This is a genomic window from Janthinobacterium sp. GW822-FHT07H11 (genome assembly GCF_058798615.1).
Window position 1 is genome coordinate 2941223 of the sequence record NZ_CM179507.1, and the last position, 22332, is coordinate 2963554.

Consider the following 22332-nt stretch of genomic DNA (forward strand, 5'->3'; position numbering starts at 1 on the left):
AAGAGCGGCTCATCATACTATTGCCAGCCGAATTTGCGCAGATAGATGCGTTTCATGCTTGTCGTCAGCACCGTGTAGCAGACCAGGATGGCCAGCAGCCACGGGAAGTAATCGAGCGGCAAGGCTTGCAGCTTGAAGTAGCTTGCAAGCGGCCCCATCGGCAGGAACACGCCCACCGCCATGATGGCCGTGGTCGCCACCAGCAGGGGCACGGAGGCGATACTGTCGATGAAGGGCAGCCTGGGCGTGCGGATCAGGTGCACGATCAGCGTTTGCGTCAGCAAGCCCACGACGAACCAGCCGGACTGGAACAGGGTCTGCTGCTCAGGCGTATTCGCGCCGAACACATGCCACATCAAAATAAACGTGCTGATGTCGAAGATCGAGCTGATGGGGCCGAAGAACACCATGAAGCGGCCGATGTCGCGCGGATTCCAGCTCAAAGGCTGCTGGATCAGCTCGGCGTCGACATTGTCGAAGGGGATGGCGATCTGCGACACGTCATACAGCAGGTTCTGCACCAGCAGGTGCAGCGGCAGCATGGGCAGGAATGGCAGAAAGGCGCTGGCCACCAGCACGGAAAATACATTGCCGAAGTTCGAGCTGGCCGTCATGCGTATATATTTGAGCATGTTGCTGAAGGTACGCCGGCCTTCCAGCACGCCTTCTTCCAGCACCATCAGGCTTTTTTCCAGCAGGATGATGTCGGCCGCCTCCTTGGCGATATCGACGGCCGAATCGACGGAAATGCCGATGTCGGCCGCGCGCAGGGCGGGCGCGTCGTTGATGCCGTCGCCCATGAAGCCGACGATATGGCCATTGCCGCGCAGGGCGCGCACGAGGCGCTCCTTGTGCAGCGGGCTGAGCTTGGCAAACACGGTATGCTCTTCCGCCGCGCGGGCCAGGGTGGCGTCGTCCATCTCGTCCAGTTGCGGGCCTTGCAGCACGCCATGCACGGCCAGGCCCACTTCGCGGCAAATCTTCGCCGTCACCAGGTGGTTGTCCCCCGTCAATACTTTCACGGTGACGCCATGCTCCGCCAGCGCGCGCAGGGCGGGCGCCGTCGATTCCTTCGGCGGATCAAGAAACGCCACATAGCCGATCAGGGTCAGCGCCGTTTCGTCGGCCACGCCGTACACGGTTTTATGCGGCGGCACTTCCTTGACAGCCACGGCCACCACTCTTAGCCCTTCCGCATTCAAGCCCTGCGTGGTGGCCAGCACCTTGGCCAGCAGCGCGGCGTCGAGCGGCACATCGACGCCGTTCAGGCGCAAATGGCTGCAGGCGGCGAGGATTTCCTCGACGGCGCCCTTGCAGATCAGTTCATGGTGATCATTCTTTTCGGAAACGACGACGGACATGCGGCGGCGCACGAAATCAAACGGGATTTCATCTACCTTGACGTAGTCGCGCGCCAGCTGCATTTCCGTCTGCAATTCCACGTGGTCGAGCACGGCGCGGTCGAGCAGGTTTTTCAAGCCCGTCTGGTAGTGGCTGTTCAGGTAGGCGAATTGCAGCACCTCGTCGGACGGCTGGCCGAACACGTCCGTGTGGCGCTCGAGCACGATCTTGTCCTGCGTCAAGGTGCCCGTCTTGTCCGTGCACAGCACGTCCATGGCGCCGAAGTTCTGGATGGCATCCAGGCGCTTGACGACGACTTTCTTTTTCGACAGTTTCACGGCGCCCTTGGCCAGGGTGCTGGTGACGATCATGGGCAGCATTTCCGGCGTCAGGCCCACGGCGACGGACAGGGCAAACAGGAACGCTTCCATCCAGTCGCCCTTGGTCCAGCCATTGATGAGGAAGACCAGCGGCGCCATCACGAGGGCGAAGCGGATCAAGAGCCAGCTGACGCTGTTCACGCCCGCTTCAAACGCCGTGGGCGTGCGCTCGCTGGCCGTCACGCGCGTGGCGATGGTGCCGAAATAGGTGCGGTTGCCCGTGGCCAGGACCAGCGCCGTGGCCGCGCCGGAAATGACGTTGGTGCCCATGAACAGCAAATTGGCCAGCTCCATCGGGTCGCGGCCTGCGCTGTCGGCCAGTTCAGCCATCTTTTCCACGGGCAAGGATTCGCCCGTCATGGCGGCCTGGCTGACGAACAGGTCTTTCGCCGCCAGCAGGCGGCAGTCGGCGGGGATCATGTCGCCTGCCGACAGCACGATGATGTCGCCCTGCACCAGCTGGCGCAGCGGCAGCTCGACCTGCAGGCCGCCGCGCAGCACGGTGGCGGTATTGCTGACCATGGCTTTCAGGCGCTCGGCGGCGCGGTTCGAGCGGCCCTCCTGCACGAAGCGCAGCAAGGTCGACAGGATCACCATGGTGCCGATGACGATGGTCGCCTTCGGGTCTTCCGTCAGGTAGGACACGATGGCCAGCACGGTGAGCAGCAGGTTGAACGGATTCTTGTAGCACAGCCACAGATGCTGGTACCAGGCCAGCGGCTTTTCATGTTCGACTTCGTTGGGGCCGGTCTGTGCGAGGATATCGAGCGCTTCGTCGTCGCTCAGGCCCGTCCCGCGCGACTGCAGCCGGGCCAGGGCCAGGTGCAGTTCTTCATGGGCGGCCGTCAGCAACTGGCGCGCCAGGTGGTCGGGCACGGGGCGGGCCGTGCTGTTTTCCAGCGGCATGGCGCGGCGGCGGAAATGGCCGGCCGTGTGGCGCTTGCGCAGGAACGATTCGAATAAGCGGGTGAAGAGATTCATGCTCTTCCTTTCACGACGAGGTGTTGACGGGCGGCGCAGCCGCAGGCAAGACTTGCGTGCCGCCAAGACACAATAGTGCTGGCGGGCAATCCGGGTCAGTAGCCGGTCGCGATCGGAAAGAGGGGGGAGGGGCGCGTGGCCAACCTGGCCGCGCGAGACACCGCACCTTGCTCAGCAAGGCACGGAGGAAACGGGTTCCGCGTTGCTTGCTGCTTAGCTGCCGAGGCAATCGCCGATACAAGATCGGCTACTGTCACTAGAACAAGTACCCACGTGGGACTCCGTAAATGAATAATGGGGGCATCTTAGGCACGTGCTGCAACAGTGTCAACTGAAGAAATCTTAGGTTTCCAAAGTGTAATGTGGGCGTGGACGAACACGAAAGTCCGATGCCGCGGCCATTCGCGTTGATGTGACAATATGTGATTCTTTCTACTTGGCAATCCGTTATGCTCGGGCACGCTGATGCGCTACTCCTGTAGGTTCCAGATCTGGATCGAGATCAGGATGCCTTGGCATTGTTGTGCTGTTTGCCGTCGTCCCGCTGACTGGCTTTCTACTGGTGCACGCCTATGCCTGAGCCATTTTTGGCGTGGCGCGCCTCGCCAAAGGCTACGCGTTCCCTGGCGGCTTCCACGAAGCTGCTGCTCCGCATGCGTAGACATCATGGGGCGTGACCTGGCAACAACGGCAAGCGGCCAGGAGCAGCCGTTCGAAGCGAAACTTGAGTAATTAAAATCAATGATAAAAATTATGGAATCTCAAATACAACTTCAGTTGGGGCAGAAAATTTCCCGCATTTCTTTATTTTTTTTCTCCTTAATCTTCTTTGGCTGTGCCTTTGCTCCTGAAGTTATACCGGCTAATGTCAGGATTTTTTCCTTGGCTGTATCGGCATTATTTTATTGTGTAGGAAGCAATAAGTCTGCTTTGATTTCACCGACGAAGAGCTTGCAAGGGCAGTTCATGCCGCCGATACCACGAGCTTTGTTTCTCGCTTTTCTTCAGTTGCTGGTATTGTCGGCTGTGATGATGCTCCTGGATGTCTAACGTGCCACGAGTTCACTGGACACTGCTGAACTGCTCACAAGCGCTGGCTGCGCGACAGTTGCCAACAGTAAGCAATGCATGCAACGGGGCTGAGCCTGCCAACGACGGAAAACGGCGCAAGCTGAACTTCGCATGCGAAAAATCCGGCAGCAAGTCCTACCATCTTGGAAGGTTCAAAGTGCTGCTTCCGAAAACCCGATAGCGGCTAGTGTCAGACCTGTTTGCCGTTCAGCGAGTGGCTGCAGCCTATGCCGCATCAGGCCGTTTGCGCCATGGCCAGCGAATCGGACAAGATCTGCCACAGCGCCGCGTGGCGCTGCTGCAGGGCGGCGCCGCCCGCGTAAATGAGTTCCACGTGCAGGCTGTCGACGATGCCCAGGTAGGCTTGCGCATACAGTTCCACGCGCGCCGCCGGCAGCCGGGGCGCCAGGCGGCCCAGGCTGGCGACGTAATGCTGCAGCAATTGCACCAGCAACGCTTCGAAACCGCTGCCGATCTGCACGCGCAGGGAAGCCGGCGGCAGGTAGGCCGTGCGCAACAGGAAGCGCAGGTGCGCCGAGTCGGCATAGCGCTGCGCCATGCGGTCGCAGTACAGGGAGCCGGCCAGCTGGCCGCCGGCGTCTGCCTGCGCCGCCTCGTCGGCGAAGCAGGCATCCATGAACGCCTGCTCTTCCGCCAGCGCGTCGGCAAATACGTCGAGGAAGAGGGCGTCCTTGCCGGTGAAGTGCGAATACAGCGATGCCTTGCGCATGCCGGCCTGCGCGGCGATGTCGCTGAGGGACGAGGCGTCGTAGCCGTGTTCGGAAAAGTGCGCGACGGCGACGGCGCAGATCTTATCGGCCGAGGCCGAGCGTTTTTTCATCATTGGGGCGATATTGGGTGAGGCGTCAGTGCGCTCCCTGGCTGGTGGCGTGTGCCGGGTGGCCGCGCGCGGTGGCCAGGGTCAGCCATGATACCAGCACGCCCGCGACGGTCAAGAACAGCAGCCAGGGCAGGGCGCCCGATTCCGACAGGCCGGCGGCCAGCGGCGTGGCCAGCGACGAGATCGACATCTGTATCGCGCCCAGCAGCGCTGCCGTGGAACCGAGCGCGCGCCGCTGCGAACCCATGGCCATGGCCATCAGGGCCGCTTCCGCGATGCCCAGGCCGAACAGGGCCACGAACATGCCGCTTGCCACCCCCATGATGCCCAAACCGGCCCAGGCGCCCGCCAGCGACAGCACGGCACCGCCCAGCATGGCGGCGCTGCCCGCCGCGCTCAGGCGCGCCACGCCGTGTTTCTCCACCAGGCGCCCGCTGGCCATCGCGCCCAGCAGTACGGCGATGCCCGTGGCGCCGAAGACCAGGCCGAAGCTGCCGGCCGACAGGCCGAAATCGCGCTGGTAGACCAGTGACGCGCCGCCTATGTAGGCAAACAGGAAGAAGAAGCTGGCGGCCAGCGCCAGCGCAGGCAGCAGGAAGGCGCGATCCGCGGCGATGCGCGCATACGTGCGGTGCAGGCCTTGCGGCGGCACGCGCCGCGCGGGTGGCAAGGTTTCTGGCAGGAACAGCGCGCTGTTGAGCAAAGCCAGTACGCCCAGCGCGGCCAGGGCGAGCATCACGGCACGCCAGCCATAGTGGGCATCGAGCAAGCCGCCCACGGCGGGCGCCAGCACGGGCGCCAGGCCGACGATGGTCATCAGGAGGGCAAACAGCTGCGCCGCCTTCACGCCATCGGCCACGTCGCGCACCATGCTCATCACCACGACCAGGGTCAGCGCGGCGCCCAGTCCCTGCAGCGTGCGCGCCAGCAGCAGGGCGGACAACTGGTCCGCCTGCGACGCCCACGCGGCGGCCACGATGTACACGGCGATGCCGGCCAGCAGCGGACGGCGCCGTCCCAGCATGTCGGTCAAGGGGCCGCACAGCAATTGCCCGCCGCCCAGCGCCAGCAGGAAGACGGTCAGGCTCAGCTGTACGTTCGCATACGAGGTGTGCAGTTCGCGCGCCATCGCCGGCATCGAGGCCAGATACATGTCGATGCCGGCCGGGCCGAGCACGGCCACCAGGGCCAGGGAAGCCGCCAGGCCAAGACCGGCGGCAGGGAGGTGGGTTGCTTGCTGCATCAATATTCCTTTCATTCCGCAAAAAGCCGCGTGCATGCGCCGCCGCTGTTTTTATTGTACACTTACTGCCTACCGGTAGGTAGTTAAAACTTTTCAAGGAGAACTGGGATGATGGAATTTGGAATCATGCTGAGCGGTATCGCCGGGGCGCTGCTGTTCGCGGCGTGGAGTTCGCATCGTGCGCGCTGCGAGCGGCGCGATGTGGTGTGCCTGACGATCGTGGCGGGCGTCATGGCAGTGCCGGGTGCGGCCTTGCTGGCGCTGTAGGGCAGGCAGTGAGAAAAGGTGCTCGCCGAGCGGCGTATAGCGCCATGCGTGCATAAAAAAAGGCAGGCCGTGCGGCCTGCCTGCTTGTCGCCGGTGCGCCCGCGGTAGCGGGCGCCTGGCGCTTACTCTTCTTCGTACGAACTGATCGGTGCGCAGCCGCAGAACAGGTTGCGGTCGCCGTACACGTTGTCGGCGCGGCCGACCGGTGGCCAGTATTTGCGCTGGCGCAGGGAAGCGACGGGGTAGGCCGCGATTTCACGGCTGTACTTGCGTTCCCAATTGTCCGACATCAATACCTGTGCCGTGTGCGGCGCGTTCTTCAACGGGTTGTCGTCGTGGTCGAATTCACCGCTGGCGACCTTGGCGATTTCCGCGCGGATGGCGATCATGGCGTCGATGAAGCGGTCGATCTCCACTTTCGATTCGCTTTCCGTCGGCTCGATCATCAGGGTGCCCGGCACGGGGAAGCTCATGGTCGGCGCATGGAAGCCGAAGTCCATCAAACGCTTGGCCACGTCTTCGTTGCTGATGCCGGTGGCGTCCGTGATCGGGCGCAGGTCCAGGATGCACTCGTGCGCGACCAGGCCGTCGTGGCCCGAGTACAGCACGGGATAGTGCGGCGCCAGGCGGCGCGCGATGTAGTTCGCCGCCAGGATCGCCGTCTCGGTCGCCGCCGTCAAGCCTTCCGCCCCCATCATGGCGATGTACATCCACGAAATCGGCAGGATGCTGGCCGAGCCGAATGGCGCGGCGCTGACGGCGCCGATGCCGGCCACGTCGCGCTGGTAGCCCGACGAACGCTGGTTCGGCAGGAATTTCGCCAGGTGGGCGCCGACGCCGATCGGGCCGACGCCAGGTCCGCCGCCGCCGTGCGGGATGCAGAAGGTCTTGTGCAGGTTCAGGTGCGAGACGTCGCCGCCAAACGAGCCGGGAGCGGCCACGCCGACCAGCGCATTCATGTTGGCGCCGTCGATGTAGACCTGGCCGCCGTGCGAGTGGATGATCTCGCACAGTTCCTGGATGCCTTCTTCAAACACGCCGTGGGTGGACGGGTAGGTGACCATCACGCACGCCAGGTTGGCGCTGTGCTTTTCCGCTTTCGCCTTCAGGTCGGCCAGGTCCACGTTGCCGTTGGCGTCGCAGCTGGTGACGACGACCTGCATGCCGACCATATTGGCCGATGCCGGGTTGGTGCCGTGCGCCGACGACGGAATCAAACAGATGTTGCGGTGGCCTTCGCCGCGCGATTCGTGGTAGGCCTTGATCACCAGCAGACCCGCGTATTCGCCCTGCGAGCCGGCGTTCGGCTGCAGCGAGACGGCCGCGTAGCCCGTCAAGGCGCACAGCATCTCTTCCAGTTGCGCGATCATTTCGCGGTAGCCCACCGTTTGCGCGTCGGGCGCGAACGGGTGGATGTTGGAAAATTCCGGCCAGGTGACGGGGATCATTTCGCTCGTCGCGTTCAGCTTCATGGTGCACGAACCGAGCGGGATCATGGTGCGGTCCAGCGCCAGGTCCTTGTCGGCCAGGCTGCGCAGGTAGCGCAGCATCTCGTGTTCCGAGTGGTAGCTGTTGAAGACGGGATGCGTCAGGTAGGCGCTCTCGCGCGCCAGCTGCGCCGGCAGCGCGCTGGTGACGCCCGCTTCCACAAAGTCCAGGTCAGGCGCGGCAGGCGCGTTGGCGACGCCATCGGCGAAGACGTTCCACAGCAGCGCGATATCGGCGCGCGTGGTGGTCTCGTCGAGCGACACGCCGACGTGGCTGCTGTCGACCTTGCGCAGGTTGACGCCGTGTTTCAGTGCCGCCGCGTGCAGTTTTTCCGCATCGCCGACGTTGACGGTCAGGGTGTCGAAGTAGCTGGCGTTGACGACCTTGTGGCCCAGGGTCGCCAGGTTGGCCGCCAGCACGCCCGTGTAGCGGTGCACGCGCTGGGCGATCTGCAGCAGGCCGGCAGGGCCGTGGTAGACGGCGTACATCGAGGCCATCACGGCCAGCAGCACTTGCGCCGTGCAGATGTTCGAGGTCGCTTTTTCGCGGCGGATATGCTGTTCGCGCGTTTGCAGGGCCAAACGGTAGGCCTTGTTGCCTTGCGCATCGACGGTCACGCCCACCAGGCGGCCCGACATATTGCGCTTGAATTCATCGCGCGTGGACAGGTAGCCCGCGTGCGGGCCGCCGAAACCGAGCGGCACGCCGAAGCGCTGGCTGTTGCCGACGACGACGTCGGCGCCCCATTCGCCCGGCGGCGCGAGCATGGTCAGGGCCAGCAGGTCGGCCGCGACGATGACCATGGCGCCGTTCGCGTGCAGCTTTTCCACGCCTGCGCGGTAGTCGCGCACGACGCCGTTCACGCCAGGGTATTGCAGCAGCACGCCGAAGCAGGCGTCCAGCGACTCGATTTCCGCCGGGTCGAAGGTGCGCACTTCGATGCCGATCGGCTGGGCGCGCGTCTGCACCACTTCCAGCGTTTGCGGCAGCACGTCATTGGCGACGTACAGCACGTTCGATTTGGACTTGCCCACGCGCTGGATCAATGTCATCGCTTCGGCGGCGGCCGTGCCTTCGTCCAGCATCGAGGCGTTCGAGATGCCCATGCCGGTCAAATCCGTGATCACTTGCTGGAAGTTCAAGATCGCTTCCAGGCGGCCTTGCGAAATCTCGGGCTGGTAAGGCGTGTACGCCGTGTACCAGGCGGGATTTTCAAAGATGTTGCGCAGCACGACGCCTGGCGTAAACGTGTTGTAATAGCCCTGGCCAATCAGGGATTTCAATACCTGGTTCTTGCCGGCGATGGCTTTCAGGCGCGACAACGCTTCCTGTTCCGGCATCGGCTGCGAGTAGGCGCCCAGGGGCAGGGCGCCCTTGTTGCGGATGTTGCTTGGCACCAGGGCGTCGATCAGCGCGGCGCGCGATGGATAGCCGAGGGTCGCCAGCATGGCTTGCTGTTCGGTGGCGGAAGGGCCGATGTGGCGGGCGATGAAGGCATCGCGTGCTTCGAGTTGGGTCAGGCTGGTGCGGGTCATGATATAGAGGCCAAAAAAGACTGAAAAACCGGGAGGCGGCGCGCGGGCGCGGCGGCGGGGTATAGCTACAAAATTAAATGCAAACGGGCCGCAAACGCGGCCCGTGAGTCAAACGCGATCAGGCGCTGGTGGTGGCGCCATAGGCGGCGGCGTCGAGCAGGCCGTCCAGGGCCGACACGTCGGCTGGCTTGATCTTGAACAGCCAGTTGGCGTAGGCGTCGGCATTGATCGACTCAGGCGAGTTGACCACGTCGTCGTTGACGGCCACGACTTCGCCGGCAACCGGCGCGTAGATGTCGCTGGCGGCTTTCACCGATTCCACCACGGCGGCGTCGTCGCCGGCGCCGTAGCTGTTGCCCACGGTTGGCAGTTCGACGAAGACGATGTCGCCCAGCGCGTCCTGCGCGTATTCGGTGATGCCGACGGTGACGGTGCCGTCGCCTTCAAGGCGTACCCATTCGTGGGAAGCGGTGTACTTCAGGTCTGCAGGAATGTTCATGTGTGGCTCCAGATGGTAAGTGTTCGTTATTGATTATGGTTGTACGGTCTTGCGGGCGGCTCTATCAACGCTTACGCAGCCAGGATTTTACCGTTACGCACGAAAGGCAGCTTGACGACGGAAGCGGCCAGCTGCTTGCCGCGGATTTCCACGTGCACGCTGTCGCCCACGGCCACGCCGTTGGGCACGCGCGCCAGGGCAATGGCTTCCTGCATCGTCGGGCTGAAGGTGCCGCTGGTGATTTCGCCCGTGGCGTCGCTGCCGGCGATGATGACTTTTTGATGGGCGCGCAGCACGCCGCCTTTTTCGCGCAGGATCAGGCCGACGAATTGCGCGTTCTGGCCCTTGGCCAGCAGGGCGGCCTTGCCGATGAAATCGCGCTCGCTGACCAGGTCGATGGTCCACGCCAGGCCCGCGTCGAGCGGGTTGACGGTTTCGTCCATGTCCTGGCCGTACAGGTTCATGCCCGCTTCCAGGCGCAGGGTGTCGCGCGCGCCGAGGCCGGCCGGCTTGACGCCGGCGGCGGTCAATGCGTTCCACAGCGCTTCCACCTGGGTGGCCGATACGCCGATTTCAAAACCGTCTTCGCCCGTGTAGCCGGTGCGCGCCAGCATGACTTCGCCGAAGGCCGTGTCCTTGACGATGACGACGTTGAAGGGCTTGATGGCTTCGGAAGCGGCCTGCGTTTCCGGCAGCACTTGCCACACCTTGGCGCGCGCGTTCGGGCCTTGTACGGCCACCAGGGCCATCGGATCGTTGGCATTGCGGCGCTCGGTAATCGTCAAACCGCTGTTGCTGGCCGCGTTCTGCTGCTGCATCCAGGCCACGTCTTTTTCCGCCGTGCCCGCGTTGACGACGAGGCGGAACCAGTTTTCGTTGAAGAAGTAGACGATCAGGTCATCGATGACAGTGCCTTCGGCATTCAACATGCACGAGTACAGCGCCTTGCCCGACACTTGCAGCTTGTCAACGTTGTTGGCCAGCAAGCCGCGCAGGAAGGCGCGCACGTTCGGGCCTTCGATATCGACCACGCACATATGGGACACGTCGAACATGCCGGCGTCGCCGCGCACGGCATGGTGTTCTTCGATTTGCGAGCCGTAGTTGACAGGCATGTCCCAGCCGCCGAAATCGACCATGCGGGCGCCGAGGGCACGGTGGGCGTTGTTGAGTGGGGTCGCTTTGAGCGTCATGGATTCCTCGGGACGAAGGTAAAGGGGAAGTTAACAGAACACACGGAGCCCAACACGGCTTTCCGGCGTGATCACTGACCCCCCTGTCCTTTGTACCTGAGAGATTACGGGGAGCTTGCCCCGTGCGCCCCTTCGGTGGGCCGCCGGCGTAAAGCCGCGGCCGCTCTCCAGAGTTGAGCTGAAATATGTCGCCAAAGCAACAACTTCAGTCCGCCTGATCGGTCCTTTTGCCTGAGAGTTTTTGGGTAGTGCCCCTTCGGCGGCAACGCTGGGTTGCCCTCTCCCGATCAAGTGGGAGGAATATATGCCAGCAGGGTGTTTCTGTCAATCTGTAAAGTCGCCGCGCCAGCGCACCAAAACAGGGCAGTTGCGGGGCTGCCGTGCCCTGCGGACACGGGGCGCCGAGGCGCATGTTTCAAGGCGGAAACACTATCGCGTGCGGCGAAAGAGGGGCGCCACGCGGCGTGGAAATTTGCTATGCTGAAGATCCGGTTTACTTGCGAGTGTGTGCCATGAACGATACACAAAACAACAGCGAGCAGCACGGCTATTTCACCCTGTCCGGCGATGTCAACAGCGACATGGTGCGGCGCGTCTTCAACGCCGTGTCCGACATGACGGAAGACAAGCTGACCACGGCCCACATCCTGATCCAGTCGAATGGTGGCTATGTCAGCGACGGCATCTGCCTGTACAACTTCCTCAGCAAGCTGCCGATCGAACTGGTCACCTACAACGCGGGCGCCGTGGCGTCGATCGCCGTGACCCTGTTCCTGTCGGGCCGGCACCGCCATGCCAGCGACACGGCCCGCTTCATGGTGCACAAGTCGCACGCGACGGCGTCGCCGGGCGCACGGCCCGATGCGCTCAGCATCATCGTCGAAGGCTTGCGCGCGGACGACATGCGCACCGAACGCATCCTGCGTGGCCACGTGTGCCTGACGGACGAGCAGTGGCAGGTGCATGCGTATTCGGACCTGCACCTGACGGCCGACCAGGCGCTGGAAGTGGGCATGGTCGAGTCGATACGCGACTTCGCGCCGCCCAGGGGCAAGCGCCTGACGAATATCTGAATCGGCAAGCGGGCGCGCAGGATGTTTTTCTGCGGCAATATTTGCAATATAAATTGTAATGGAATGTAATTTTGCCATGCGCCTGACGAAAAGCCGGGCGGGAATGGGGCCAGTCATGGCATAGTGCAGCCTGATCATGGAATAAGCGCAGGCACGATGACTTGGTGGAATGGAATTTCTTTTGCGGCAGATATGTCCTTGATGGGGCCGGCGGGCGTGGCCATCGCCTTATGGCTGCTGGTGTCGCGGCAGTGGCGGCTGGTGCTGAGCTGGAGCCTGTGGTACGGCGGCGGCATGGCGCTGGTGGTGCTGTCCAAGCTGGCCTTTATCGGCTGGGGCGTGGGCAGCAGCAGCCTGGATTTTACCGGTTTTAGTGGCCATGCCATGCGCGCCGGGGCCGTGTTCCCCGTCCTGCTGTATGTCTTGCTGCAGCGCGCGACGCCCGCATGGCGCCATGCCGGCGTCGCCATGGGCGTGGCCTTTGCCGTGCTGGTGGCCATTTCGCGCGTCGTCGTGGAAGCGCACAGCGTGTCGGAGGCGGTCAGCGGCAGTGTGCTGGGCCTGGCGATGGCCTTCGGTTTCATGTGGAGCGCGCGTGGCAAGGCTGATATCGACGTCAGCCACGCGCTGGCGCTGGCCAGCCTGGTGCTGATGGGCGCGCTCGCCTTCAAGGCCGAGCCGATGCCGACCGAACTGTGGCTGCAGAAACTGGCCCTGGTGCTTTCAGGTCGCGAGCATGTTTTTTCGCGCGCGGACTGGACACTGTCGCAGGATGGCCGCCGCGCGCCTTGAGCCTGCTCTGGCGCAACTGTTTTTTGGCCAGAAAATCACCAGGAAATGGTATGATGAACCACTTTTCAGCGGTGCATGGCTTGCGTGGCGCAAGCCGGCGGCCAGACTGCCGTCGCGATTGTGAATGCGATCCGGGTTCGCCCATAATTTCAACCGCCAGCGTAGGCCAGGAACTCTAAAACACGTGCGTCTCTCTTCCATCAAGTTGTCGGGATTTAAGTCTTTCGTCGATCCCACCAATTTCCAGGTGCCAGGCCAGCTCGTGGGCGTGGTCGGACCCAACGGTTGCGGCAAGTCGAACATCATCGACGCCGTGCGCTGGGTGCTGGGCGAATCGAAAGCGTCGGAATTGCGCGGCGAATCGATGCAGGACGTCATCTTCAACGGTTCCACCCACCGTAAACCTGCCGGGCGCGCTTCCGTGGAACTGGTGTTCGACAACAACGACGGCAAGGCGTCCGGCCAGTGGGGCCAGTACGCCGAGATCGCCGTCAAGCGCACCTTGACGCGCGACGGCACGTCCACCTATTACATCAACGGCCAGCCCGTGCGCCGGCGCGACATCCAGGACATCTTCCTCGGCACGGGCCTGGGGCCGCGCGCCTACGCCATCATCGGCCAGGGCATGATTTCGCGCATCATCGAATCGCGCCCCGAAGAGCTGCGCGTGTTCCTCGAAGAAGCGGCCGGTGTCTCCAAATACAAGGAACGCCGCCGCGAGACGGAAAACCGCCTGCAGGACACGCGCGAGAATCTGCTGCGCGTGGAAGACATCTTGCGCGAACTCAATGCCAACCTGGAAAAGCTGGAAGCGCAGGCCGCTGTCGCCACGCGTTTCCACGCCTTGCAGGCGGACCAGGAAGAAAAGCAGAAACTGCTGTGGCTGCTTCGCAAGAACGAGGCGCACAACGAGCAGACGCGCTATTTCCGCGAAGTGGAACAGGCGCAGACGGACCTGGAAGAACAGACGGCCAAGCTGCGCAACGTGGAACTGACCCTCGAGCAGATGCGCCAGGCGCACTTTGCCGTGGGCGACCGTTTGCATACGGCGCAAGGCCATCTGTACCAGACGAACGCGGAAATCGGCAGCCTGGAAGCGCAGATCAAGTTCGTCATCGAATCGCGCGCCCGCCTGCAGGCCCAGCTGGCCACCCTGACGGCCCAGCGCGACCAGTGGACCAGCCAGGGCGGCGAATACCAGGAACAGATCGAGGAGGCGGAATTCCACCTCGAGGAACTGGCCGCGAAGGTGGAACAGTCGCAAATGATGGCGGAACAGAAGGGCGAGCAATTGCCCGAGCTGGACGCGGCCTGGCGCGCCGCGCAGAACAAGAGCACGGAATCGCGCGCGCGCATCATGCAGGCCCAGCAGCAGCTGGAACTGGAATCGGCGCACCAGCGCAACGCCTCCAACATCCTGGCCAGCCTGTTGACGCGCCGCGAGCGCTTGCAGCAGGAAAAGAACAGCCTGAGTTTGCCCGACAGCAGCCACCTGGAAAACCTGAAGCTCCAATTGGAAGAAAAGCAGCAAACCCTGGAAGAGCAGGGTTTTTACCTGGAAGAAGCGCTGGAGCAACAACCCAAGCTGGAGCAGGAGCGGATGGAAGCGCAGGCGCAGGTGAATGCCGAAACGGCCGCCAACGCCCAGCTGGAAGCGCGTCTTTCCGCTTTGAAGCAATTGCAGGAACGCGTGCAGACCCAGGGCAAGGTCCAGCCGTGGCTGAAGAAGCACGAACTCGACACCTTGCCCCGTCTGTGGCAAAAGCTGCAGATCGAGGCGGGCTGGGAAGCGGCCATGGAATCGATCTTGCGCGAGCGCACGTCGGCCTTGCAACTGTCGAATATCGACTGGGCCAAGGCCTTCTTTGCCGACGCGCCGCCGGCCAAGCTGGCCCTGTACGCGCCATCGACCGTGGCGCCGCTGCCCGTGCCGGACGTGCCAGGCCTGAAACCGTTTTTGAACTTGTTGAAACTCAACGATCCGGGCTTGCGCGGCTTGCTGCAGGATTGGCTGTACAACGCCTATGCCGTGGAAGACGCGGCCGAAGCGCTGGCTGAGCGGGGCAAGTTGCCGCCGGGCGGCTATTTTGTCACGCGCGCGGGCCACGTGGTCACGGCCAGCAGCGTGCGCTTCTATGCGGCCGATTCCGAGCAGGAAGGCATGCTGGGGCGCCAGCAGGAAATCGAGAATATCGGCAAGCAGCTGCGCGCCCAGCAATTGCTGGCCGAAGAGGCGCGCGCCCGTTCCGTGCGGGCCGATGCGGCCGTGGGCGCCTTGACGCGCAACCTGTCCGACTTGCGCTTGCGCATACAGCAACTGACGTCTTCCGTGCATACTCTGCAACTGGACGTGGTGAAACTGTCGGAAGTGGAAGCGCGCTTCAACCAGCGCAGCACGCAGATCGGTGCAGATCTCGCCGAAATCGCCGCGCAGGAAGCCGAGCAGCAGCAGATCAAGGCAGAATCGGAAGAGAAATTCGAACAGCTGGACATGGAACTGGGCAACTTGCAGGAAGCGCACGAAGACGGCCATACCGATTTTTTGCAGAAGGAACAGCGCCTGGCCGACGCGCGCGAAGCCTTGCGCGACCTGGAACGCGCTGCCAAGGATACGGAGTACGCGGAAAAAGCCCACCGCGCGAAGATCGAGGAATTGCGCCGCAATATCGCCACGGCCAGCACGCAGGCCCAACAGGTGACGGCAAGCCTGCAGGCGGGCGAACTGGAACTGGCCAACCTGGAAAGCGGCGCGGCCGCCGACGGCTTGCAGGACCTGCTCGAGCGCCGCACCACGCAGGAGCGGGCGCTGGCCGATGCGCGCCACGAACTGGACCAGATCACGCAGCAGCTGCGCCTGTCCGAGGATGCACGCACGCAATCGGAACGCAGCTTGCAGCCGCAGCGCGACAAGATCATGGAAATGCAGCTCAAGGAACAGGCCGCGCGCCTGAACCAGGAGCAATTCGCCCAGCAATTGCTGGAAGCGGGCGCCGATGAGGCCGCCTTGACGGAAAAATTGCATCCGGACATGCGCCCATCGTACCTGCAGGGCGAAGTGACGCGCCTGACCAACGCCATCGCGGCCCTCGGCGCCGTCAACCTGGCCGCGCTCGACGAGTTGGCGCAGGCGTCGGAGCGCAAGAATTTCCTCGACGCCCAGAATGCCGACCTGACGGAAGCGATCAACACCTTGGAAGACGCGATCCACAAGATCGACAAGGAAACGCGCGATCTGCTGCAAGACACGTTCGACAAGGTCAACCACCACTTTTCCGAACTGTTCCCCATTTTGTTTGGCGGGGGGCAGGCCAGGCTGACCATGACGGGCGACGAGATTCTCGATTCCGGTGTACAAGTCATGGCGCAGCCTCCCGGCAAGAAAAATGCCACCATCCACCTGTTGTCCGGTGGAGAGAAGGCGCTGACCGCGACGGCATTGGTGTTTTCCATGTTCCGCCTGAATCCGGCGCCGTTCTGCCTGCTCGACGAAGTCGATGCGCCGCTGGATGATTCGAACACGGAACGCTTCTGCCGCATGGTCAAGCGCATGTCCGACCAGACCCAATTCCTTTTCATTTCGCATAACAAGATTGCGATGGAAATGGCCCATCAATTGATCGGTGTGACGATGCAGGAGCAGGGCGTATCGCGCATCGTGGCGGTGGACATGGAGTCCGCCGCAAATTTTGCAACCGAGGCACAAGCAGCATGACAGACCTTCAAATTACCTTGTTCGGCGCCGGCGGCGTCTTTATCGTCGGTGTTTTTTCCTACAATAAATGGCAGGAATACAAGGCCAAGAAAAGCGTGGAACGCGCGTTTTCCACCGACCACGATGACGTGCTGATGCGCGAGGGCGATGCGCCCGTGGCGGATGGCCAGCAAGCCGTCTTGCGCCAGGAACCGCGCTTCGATGCGGCGCCCGCCGCCAAGGCGGAACCGTCGTTCGGCGCACCGCCGGCCGCCGTTGTGCCCGATGCGCCCGTGCATGCGGAACCGTCGCTGGGCGATGTGCCCGCCGAACCCGCTCCAGTGGCCGCGCCTGCTGCCCCGCCCGTACAGGAAGTGAGCGCCGCCAGCGAACAGGCGACCAGCCTGGTCGATCCGCTGATCGACTGCCTGCTGCCGCTGTCGCTGGAAGCGCCCGTGCGCGGCGACAAGATCCTGCCCGTGCTGCAAACCCTGCGCCTGGTGGGCAACAAGCCCGTCCATTTCATCGGCCTGCACGTGAATGGCGACTGGGAACCGATCACGCATGGCGGCGTCTACACCAGGATGCAGGGCGGCGTGCAGCTGGCCAGCCGCAGCACGGCCCTGAACGAACTCGAATACTCGGAGCTGGTCACGCGCCTGCGCGGCGTGGCCGACGACATCGGCGCCGAGCCGGAAGTACCGGACATGATGGAAGTGATGGCCGAAGCGCGCAATCTGCACCGCTTCGTCGCCGGCCACGACGCCCAGCTGGGCGTGAACCTGCACACCAACGGCGCGCCGTGGGCCATTTCCACCTTGCTCGTCGCACTGGAAAAACAAGGTTTCGACGTGCGTCCCGATGGCCGCTTCGTCATGCCGGACGGCGACGGCGGCCATCTGTTCTCGCTGTCGACGAATGTCACCCTGGCCGAGGAAACGACGCCCCGCCTGACCCTGCTGCTGGACGTGCCTTGCGTGGCGCCCGCGCGCGACGGCTTTGGCGCCATGGTCGCCTGCGCGAAATCGCTGGTGGGCCGCCTGGACGCGACCATCGTCGACGATTACAACCAGGCCCTGTCGGACGCTGCCCTGGCCGAGATCGCCGGCCAGGTACAGGAGTTTTACCAGGAAATGGACGCGGCCGACATCCCGGCCGGCTCCACCCGCGCCCTGCGTTTATTTAGCTGAAGAATCCCGCAACAATGACTGATCCGACCAACCAGGACGCCGCCCAGCGGGTCCTGGCACTCACCGCCGAACTCAACCGGCACCTGCACGCCTACCACGTGCTCGACAATCCCACCATTCCCGACGCCGAGTACGACAAGCTGTTTGCCGAACTGCAGGCGCTGGAAGCGGCCCATCCCGACTTGCTGCAACCGGATTCGCCCACCTTGCGCGTGGGGGCGGCGCCCTTGCCGCAATTCGAGCAAGTCACGCACACGGTGCCGATGTTGTCGCTGAACAATGGTTTCACCGATGACGATATCGTCAACTTCGACCGCCGCGTGCGCGAAGGCCTGGATCTTGACGTTGCGGAGGTCGACTATGCGGCCGAGGTGAAATTCGACGGCCTGGCCATCAACCTGCGCTATGAAAACGGCCTGTTCGTGCAGGCGGCCACGCGCGGCGACGGCGCCACGGGCGAAGACGTGACGGCGAATATCCGCACCATTTCCGGCATCCCGCTGCGCTTGCATGGCGACAAGATACCGGCCGTGCTTGACGTGCGCGGCGAAGTGATGATGTTCAAGGCCGATTTCGCGCGCCTGAACGAGCGCCAGCGCGAGGCCGGCCACAAGGAATTCGCCAATCCCCGCAATGCGGCGGCCGGCAGCCTGCGCCAGCTCGATTCGCGCATCACGGCCCAGCGCAAGCTGCGCTTCTATGCGTATGGCATCGGTGCGCTGGAAGGCGCCGCCATGCCGGTGTCGCATTCGGCCTTGCTGGACTGGTATGAAACGCTGGGTATCCCCGTGTCGAAGGAGCGCAGGGTGGTGCGCGGCGCGCGGGGCTTGCTCGATTACTACCATGATATCGGCGCGCGCCGCCCGGCCTTGCCTTATGAAATCGACGGCGTTGTCTACAAGGTGAATGCCACGCAAGACCAGCAGGAACTGGGCTTTGTCTCGCGCGCGCCGCGTTTTGCCTTGGCACACAAGTTTCCCGCCGAAGAGGCATTGACGGTGGTGCTGGGCATCGATATCCAGGTGGGCCGCACCGGCGCCATGACGCCCGTGGCGCGCCTGGCGCCCGTGTCCGTCGGCGGCGTGACGGTGACCAACGCCACCTTGCACAATGAAGATGAAGTCCTGCGCAAGGATGTGCGCGTGGGCGATACCGTCATCGTGCGCCGCGCCGGCGACGTGATCCCCGAAGTGCTGGCCGTGGTGCTGGACAAGCGCCCGCAGCCGGCGCCGTTGCCGTTCAAGATGCTGGAGTCCTGCCCCGTGTGCGGCTCGCACGTGGTGCGCGAAGAGGGCGAGGCGATTGCCCGCTGTTCGGGCGGCCTGTTCTGTTCGGCCCAGCGCAAGGAAGCGTTCCGCCATTTCGCGGGCCGCCGCATGATGGATATCGAGGGATTGGGGGAACGTTATATCGATACCCTGGTCGAACTCGAGTACGTGCATGGCCTGGCTGATCTGTACAGCTTGACCCTGGACAAACTGCTGGAAATGAAACTGCGTGCCGATGAACGCGATGGCAGCACGCCGGAAACGGTGCAGCAAGGCAAGATTCCCACCAAGTGGGCGGAAAACTTGCTCGCTGGCATAGAAGCGAGCAAGCGTCCGCCGCTTGAGCGTTTCCTGTTCGCGCTGGGCATCCGCCACGTGGGCGAATCGACGGCCAAGACCCTGGCCGAGTGGTTGGGCAGCCTGGAGCGCGTGCGCCGCGCGCCGGCCGCCTTGCTGCGCGTGCTGCCCGATATCGGCGGCACGGTGGCCGAGTCGATTGCGGACTTCTTCGCCGAAGAGAAAAACCAGCAGGCGCTCGATGCCCTGCTGGCCGCCGGCGTGGCGCCGCAGGGCGAGCATGCCCCGAGCGCCAAGTTGCGCACGCAGCTGGAACAGGTCAAGCTGCTGGCCGCCATCGGCATACCGAAACTGACGGAAGCGCGCAGCAAGCAGCTGGTGGAGCGGGGCATGACCCTGGCCACGCTGGCGTCGCAGGGCAGCGGCTTCCATGCCGGCTTGCCGGCCGCTGTGGGCGAGGCGCTGGCTGCCTGGCTGGCGGACGAGGACAATCTGCGCCTGCTGCGTCAACTGGACGACTTGCGTACGGAATTGCTGTCACAATTGCCTGAACTGCCAGCTTCTGGCGGCAAGCTGGACGGCAAGACCTTTGTCTTGACGGGCACCTTGCCCAGCTTGAGCCGCGATGAAGCGGCGGCGCTGATCGAGGCGGCTGGCGGCAAGGTCAGCGGGTCCGTGTCGAAGAAGACGGGTTTTGTCGTTGCCGGCGCCGACGCGGGCAGCAAGCTGGCCAAGGCCCAGGAGCTGGGCGTGGAGCTGCTCGATGAAGCGGGGTTGCTGGCCTTGCTGGCGCAGCAATAAGAGGCTCCTCGTTGCCGTTGACGCGTATTCATTCCCTATTTTGCAGACAGACCCATGAAAAAAATCAGAAAAGCAGTGTTTCCCGTCGCCGGCCTGGGCAGCCGTTTCTTACCTGCCACCAAGGCACAGCCGAAGGAGATGCTGCCCATCGTCGACAAGCCCCTGATCCAGTACGCAGTGGAAGAGGCCGTGGCGGCGGGGGTCACGGAACTGATCTTCATCACGGGCCGCAACAAGCGCGCGATCGAAGACCATTTCGACACGGCCTATGAGCTGGAAGCGGAACTGGAAGCGGCGGGCAAGCGGCAGTTGCTGGACATGGTGCAGAACGTGATACCGAAGCATGTTAATTGCATCTATATCCGCCAGTCGGCGCCGCTGGGCCTGGGGCATGCCGTGCTGTGCGCCCGGCCCGTGATCGGCGACGAGCCGTTTGCCGTGCTGCTGGCCGATGACTTCATGGATGTGGAGGACGGGACGCGCCCTGTGCTGGCGCAGATGGCCGATGTTTTCCAGTATGAAAACTGTTCGCTGCTGGCGGTGCAGGATGTGCCGCGCGCGGAAACCCGGCAGTACGGCATTGTCAGCGCCCAGCATTATCAGCCTGACCTGGAACTGGTCTCGGCCATCGTGGAAAAACCGCTGCCCGAGGAAGCGCCATCGACGCTGGCCGTGGTCGGCCGCTATGTGCTGACCAGCCGCATCTTCGATCACCTGGAGAACCTGGGTACGGGGGCGGGCGGCGAAATCCAGCTGACCGACGGCATCGCCGCGCTGATGCGCGAAGAGCGCGTGCTGGCGTACCGCTACGCGGGCCAGCGCTATGATTGTGGCTCGAAACTCGGTTATCTGAAGGCCACCACGGCGATGGGCATGAAGCATCCGGAAACGGGCGCTTCCTTCCGTGCCTATTTGCAACATTTACTAGCTACCCTGGAAACAAAATGACCGTACGCGAGATTTTGAAAATGGGCGATCCGCGCTTGCTGCGGATGGCCGAGCCTGTGCGTGAATTCGGCACGCCCGAGCTGCACGCCTTGATCGCCGACATGTTCGACACCATGCACGCGGCCAATGGCGCCGGCCTGGCGGCGCCGCAGATCGGCGTCAACCTGCAGGTGGTCATCTATGGCTTCAAGCAGAATGCGCGCTATCCCGATGCGCCGCAAGTGCCGGAAACCGTGCTGATCAATCCAGTGCTGACGCCGCTGTCGGAACGCAAGGAAGAGGGCTTCGAAGGCTGCCTGTCCGTGCCTGGCTTGCGTGGCAGCGTGCCGCGCTGGAGCGAGCTGCACTATGAAGGCCTGGACCAGTTCGGCCAGTCCATCAGCCGCGATTGCGACGGCTTCCATGCGCGCGTGGTGCAGCACGAAGTCGATCACTTGCACGGCATCCTGTATCCGATGCGTATCGTTGACTTTACGCAATTCGGCTATACGGATGTGATGTTCCCCGACCTGGACCCGAACGACGACGACTGATCTGCGTCTGAGAAAACGTCCATGGCGGCGTTGCCTTGCCCTGAAGGTTTTTCAGGTGCCTCGCGAGTTCGACTGTCAAAAAAAATGGCCGCGCAGCATGAGCTGGGCGGCCATTTTTTATGGGCGAAGCGAGTCTAGCGTACCTTGCGGCTGCTGCCCAGGTTGTCGAGCAGCGTCTTCAGTTCTTCGCGCATGGCGTCCGTCAGGTTCAGGAAGCGGCAGCCGATCTGTACTTGCTCGCCCAGCAGGAAGGAGCGGAAAGTGCGCGACAGGCGGATTTCCAGGTCGGCGATCATGACCTTGTTGGGACCGAGTTCGAGCCGCACGCGCGACAGCTTGCGTCCCACGTACAGGCCGACCGTATCGCGCGGGTGGGCGCGCATGCCGATGCCGCCGGCCGAGAAATCATACAGCTGCAATTCATATGGCCGGCCTTCGAGCACGAAGGCGGCCAGGTAATAGACGCCCAGCGGCGTCTCCAGGCGTGCCGATTCGCGCCGCTCGAGCACCAGGCAGTGACTGGGGAAGTTGGTCAGGTAGACATTCGGTCGTTCCGGATAGGCTTGCCACTCGCCGTTGATCGTAAATTGCAGCTTGGCATTTTGCACCCACGAGACAAAGGTGGCGCCGCCCGCAGGCAGGGTCTCGCCTTCATTCAGTTCCAGCACGAATTGCGGCAAGTCGTCGTCGACGGACAGGATGCGCGCCATGATGACGTCTTCGCCGCCGGCGGGATAAATGGAAAGCGCATCGCCATTGTCGGCCAGGCTGCACAGCGTTTCGCCGATATCCCACGGGTCGCTCATGTGGTGCGGCTTGGTGCCGGGGGCCATCGGCTCGGCCACATCGGCCAGGCTGGGCGCACCTTTGCGCAGGGGATTGGGGATGGGATCGTTCACG

General features: G+C 63.3%; 16 protein-coding genes and 2 riboswitches. Of the genes, 9 read left to right on the forward strand and 7 right to left on the reverse strand.

The genetic code is table 11. The annotated features are described in order from the left end of the window. Positions 1-17 precede the first annotated feature (17 nt). Entirely contained in the window at positions 18-2702 is a 2685-nt protein-coding gene (mgtA, locus tag AC3RCJ_RS13225) for a magnesium-translocating P-type ATPase (protein WP_492958815.1), read from the reverse strand. A gap of 753 nt (positions 2703-3455) precedes the next feature. Here mgtA and AC3RCJ_RS13230 point away from each other — a divergent pair. After that, positions 3456-3752 carry a hypothetical protein gene (locus AC3RCJ_RS13230; protein WP_492958817.1) on the forward strand — a complete coding sequence of 99 codons (297 nt, stop codon included), beginning with the start codon at positions 3456-3458 and terminating at the stop codon, positions 3750-3752. 256 nt (positions 3753-4008) lie between these two features. On the opposite strand, the gene AC3RCJ_RS13235 is transcribed toward AC3RCJ_RS13230, so the two are convergent. Both AC3RCJ_RS13235 and AC3RCJ_RS13240 read right to left on the reverse strand, forming a co-directional pair. Continuing rightward, positions 4009-4617, reverse strand: coding sequence for a TetR/AcrR family transcriptional regulator (locus tag AC3RCJ_RS13235; RefSeq protein WP_492958819.1), 609 nt, complete (start codon positions 4615-4617; stop codon positions 4009-4011). A 22-nt stretch (positions 4618-4639) separates the two neighbouring features. Further along, on the reverse strand, positions 4640-5857 hold the full coding sequence (locus AC3RCJ_RS13240; RefSeq protein ID WP_492958821.1) for a Bcr/CflA family efflux MFS transporter: 1218 nt from the start codon (positions 5855-5857) through the stop codon (positions 4640-4642). 108 nt (positions 5858-5965) lie between these two features. On the opposite strand from AC3RCJ_RS13240, the gene AC3RCJ_RS13245 reads away from it, so the two are divergent. Then, positions 5966-6124 (forward strand): hypothetical protein, encoded by a 159-nt coding sequence (locus tag AC3RCJ_RS13245; RefSeq protein WP_492958823.1) that lies wholly within the window; start codon positions 5966-5968, stop codon positions 6122-6124. 122 nt (positions 6125-6246) lie between these two features. On the opposite strand, the gene gcvP is transcribed toward AC3RCJ_RS13245, so the two are convergent. The 3 genes from gcvP to gcvT all read right to left on the reverse strand — a co-directional run bounded on the left by gcvP (position 6247) and on the right by gcvT (position 10839). Further along, on the reverse strand, positions 6247-9147 hold the full coding sequence (gcvP, locus tag AC3RCJ_RS13250) for an aminomethyl-transferring glycine dehydrogenase (RefSeq protein WP_492958825.1): 2901 nt from the start codon (positions 9145-9147) through the stop codon (positions 6247-6249). A 118-nt stretch (positions 9148-9265) separates the two neighbouring features. Next, positions 9266-9646 carry a glycine cleavage system protein GcvH gene (gcvH, locus tag AC3RCJ_RS13255; protein WP_492958827.1) on the reverse strand — a complete coding sequence of 127 codons (381 nt, stop codon included), beginning with the start codon at positions 9644-9646 and terminating at the stop codon, positions 9266-9268. Positions 9647-9717: 71 nt separating this feature from the next. Continuing rightward, the gene (gene gcvT, locus AC3RCJ_RS13260; protein ID WP_492958829.1) at positions 9718-10839 is read right to left on the reverse strand and encodes a glycine cleavage system aminomethyltransferase GcvT; all 1122 of its coding nucleotides are present in this window, start codon (positions 10837-10839) and stop codon (positions 9718-9720) included. A 73-nt stretch (positions 10840-10912) separates the two neighbouring features. After that, positions 10913-11020, reverse strand: a riboswitch (glycine riboswitch). Between the two features lie 28 nt (positions 11021-11048). After that, a riboswitch (glycine riboswitch) is annotated at positions 11049-11135 on the reverse strand. A gap of 216 nt (positions 11136-11351) precedes the next feature. Between gcvT and AC3RCJ_RS13265 the strand changes: the two genes are divergently transcribed. The 7 genes from AC3RCJ_RS13265 (at position 11352) to def (ending at position 21432) form a co-directional block, all read left to right on the forward strand. After that, on the forward strand, positions 11352-11912 hold the full coding sequence (locus AC3RCJ_RS13265) for an ATP-dependent Clp protease proteolytic subunit (protein ID WP_492958831.1): 561 nt from the start codon (positions 11352-11354) through the stop codon (positions 11910-11912). Between the two features lie 192 nt (positions 11913-12104). Continuing rightward, positions 12105-12704: a phosphatase PAP2 family protein gene (locus AC3RCJ_RS13270; protein WP_492958833.1), complete on the forward strand. Its 600-nt coding sequence runs from the start codon at positions 12105-12107 to the stop codon at positions 12702-12704. A 184-nt stretch (positions 12705-12888) separates the two neighbouring features. Then, the gene (gene smc, locus AC3RCJ_RS13275) at positions 12889-16416 is read left to right on the forward strand and encodes a chromosome segregation protein SMC (protein WP_492958835.1); all 3528 of its coding nucleotides are present in this window, start codon (positions 12889-12891) and stop codon (positions 16414-16416) included. Then, on the forward strand, positions 16413-17585 hold the full coding sequence (locus AC3RCJ_RS13280; RefSeq protein WP_492958837.1) for a cell division protein ZipA C-terminal FtsZ-binding domain-containing protein: 1173 nt from the start codon (positions 16413-16415) through the stop codon (positions 17583-17585). The genes smc and AC3RCJ_RS13280 overlap by 4 nt, the downstream gene beginning before the upstream one ends. A gap of 14 nt (positions 17586-17599) precedes the next feature. Further along, positions 17600-19951, forward strand: coding sequence for an NAD-dependent DNA ligase LigA (ligA, locus tag AC3RCJ_RS13285; RefSeq protein ID WP_492958839.1), 2352 nt, complete (start codon positions 17600-17602; stop codon positions 19949-19951). Between the two features lie 54 nt (positions 19952-20005). Continuing rightward, positions 20006-20899 (forward strand): UTP--glucose-1-phosphate uridylyltransferase GalU, encoded by an 894-nt coding sequence (galU, locus tag AC3RCJ_RS13290; protein ID WP_492958841.1) that lies wholly within the window; start codon positions 20006-20008, stop codon positions 20897-20899. Further along, the gene (gene def, locus AC3RCJ_RS13295) at positions 20896-21432 is read left to right on the forward strand and encodes a peptide deformylase (RefSeq protein WP_492958843.1); all 537 of its coding nucleotides are present in this window, start codon (positions 20896-20898) and stop codon (positions 21430-21432) included. Before galU ends, def begins: the two co-directional genes overlap by 4 nt. Before the next feature lie 134 nt (positions 21433-21566). On the opposite strand, the gene AC3RCJ_RS13300 is transcribed toward def, so the two are convergent. After that, a complete protein-coding gene (locus AC3RCJ_RS13300) occupies positions 21567-22331 on the reverse strand; it encodes a flagellar brake protein (RefSeq protein ID WP_492958845.1) in 765 nt (254 codons plus the stop codon). Position 22332 lies beyond the last annotated feature (1 nt).

Excerpts from the sequence above, each read along its gene's own strand:
- def (WP_492958843.1), top strand. The coding sequence starts at position 20,896 with ATGACCGTACGCGAGATTTTGAAAATGGGCGATCCGCGCTTGCTGCGG.
- gcvT (WP_492958829.1), bottom strand. The coding sequence starts at position 10,839 with ATGACGCTCAAAGCGACCCCACTCAACAACGCCCACCGTGCCCTCGGC.
- AC3RCJ_RS13240 (WP_492958821.1), bottom strand. The coding sequence starts at position 5,857 with ATGCAGCAAGCAACCCACCTCCCTGCCGCCGGTCTTGGCCTGGCGGCT.
- mgtA (WP_492958815.1), bottom strand. The coding sequence starts at position 2,702 with ATGAATCTCTTCACCCGCTTATTCGAATCGTTCCTGCGCAAGCGCCAC.
- AC3RCJ_RS13245 (WP_492958823.1), top strand. The coding sequence starts at position 5,966 with ATGATGGAATTTGGAATCATGCTGAGCGGTATCGCCGGGGCGCTGCTG.
- gcvP (WP_492958825.1), bottom strand. The coding sequence starts at position 9,147 with ATGACCCGCACCAGCCTGACCCAACTCGAAGCACGCGATGCCTTCATC.
- AC3RCJ_RS13270 (WP_492958833.1), top strand. The coding sequence starts at position 12,105 with ATGTCCTTGATGGGGCCGGCGGGCGTGGCCATCGCCTTATGGCTGCTG.
- ligA (WP_492958839.1), top strand. The coding sequence starts at position 17,600 with ATGACTGATCCGACCAACCAGGACGCCGCCCAGCGGGTCCTGGCACTC.
- gcvH (WP_492958827.1), bottom strand. The coding sequence starts at position 9,646 with ATGAACATTCCTGCAGACCTGAAGTACACCGCTTCCCACGAATGGGTA.
- galU (WP_492958841.1), top strand. The coding sequence starts at position 20,006 with ATGAAAAAAATCAGAAAAGCAGTGTTTCCCGTCGCCGGCCTGGGCAGC.
- AC3RCJ_RS13265 (WP_492958831.1), top strand. The coding sequence starts at position 11,352 with ATGAACGATACACAAAACAACAGCGAGCAGCACGGCTATTTCACCCTG.
- AC3RCJ_RS13235 (WP_492958819.1), bottom strand. The coding sequence starts at position 4,617 with ATGATGAAAAAACGCTCGGCCTCGGCCGATAAGATCTGCGCCGTCGCC.
- AC3RCJ_RS13230 (WP_492958817.1), top strand. The coding sequence starts at position 3,456 with ATGGAATCTCAAATACAACTTCAGTTGGGGCAGAAAATTTCCCGCATT.
- AC3RCJ_RS13280 (WP_492958837.1), top strand. The coding sequence starts at position 16,413 with ATGACAGACCTTCAAATTACCTTGTTCGGCGCCGGCGGCGTCTTTATC.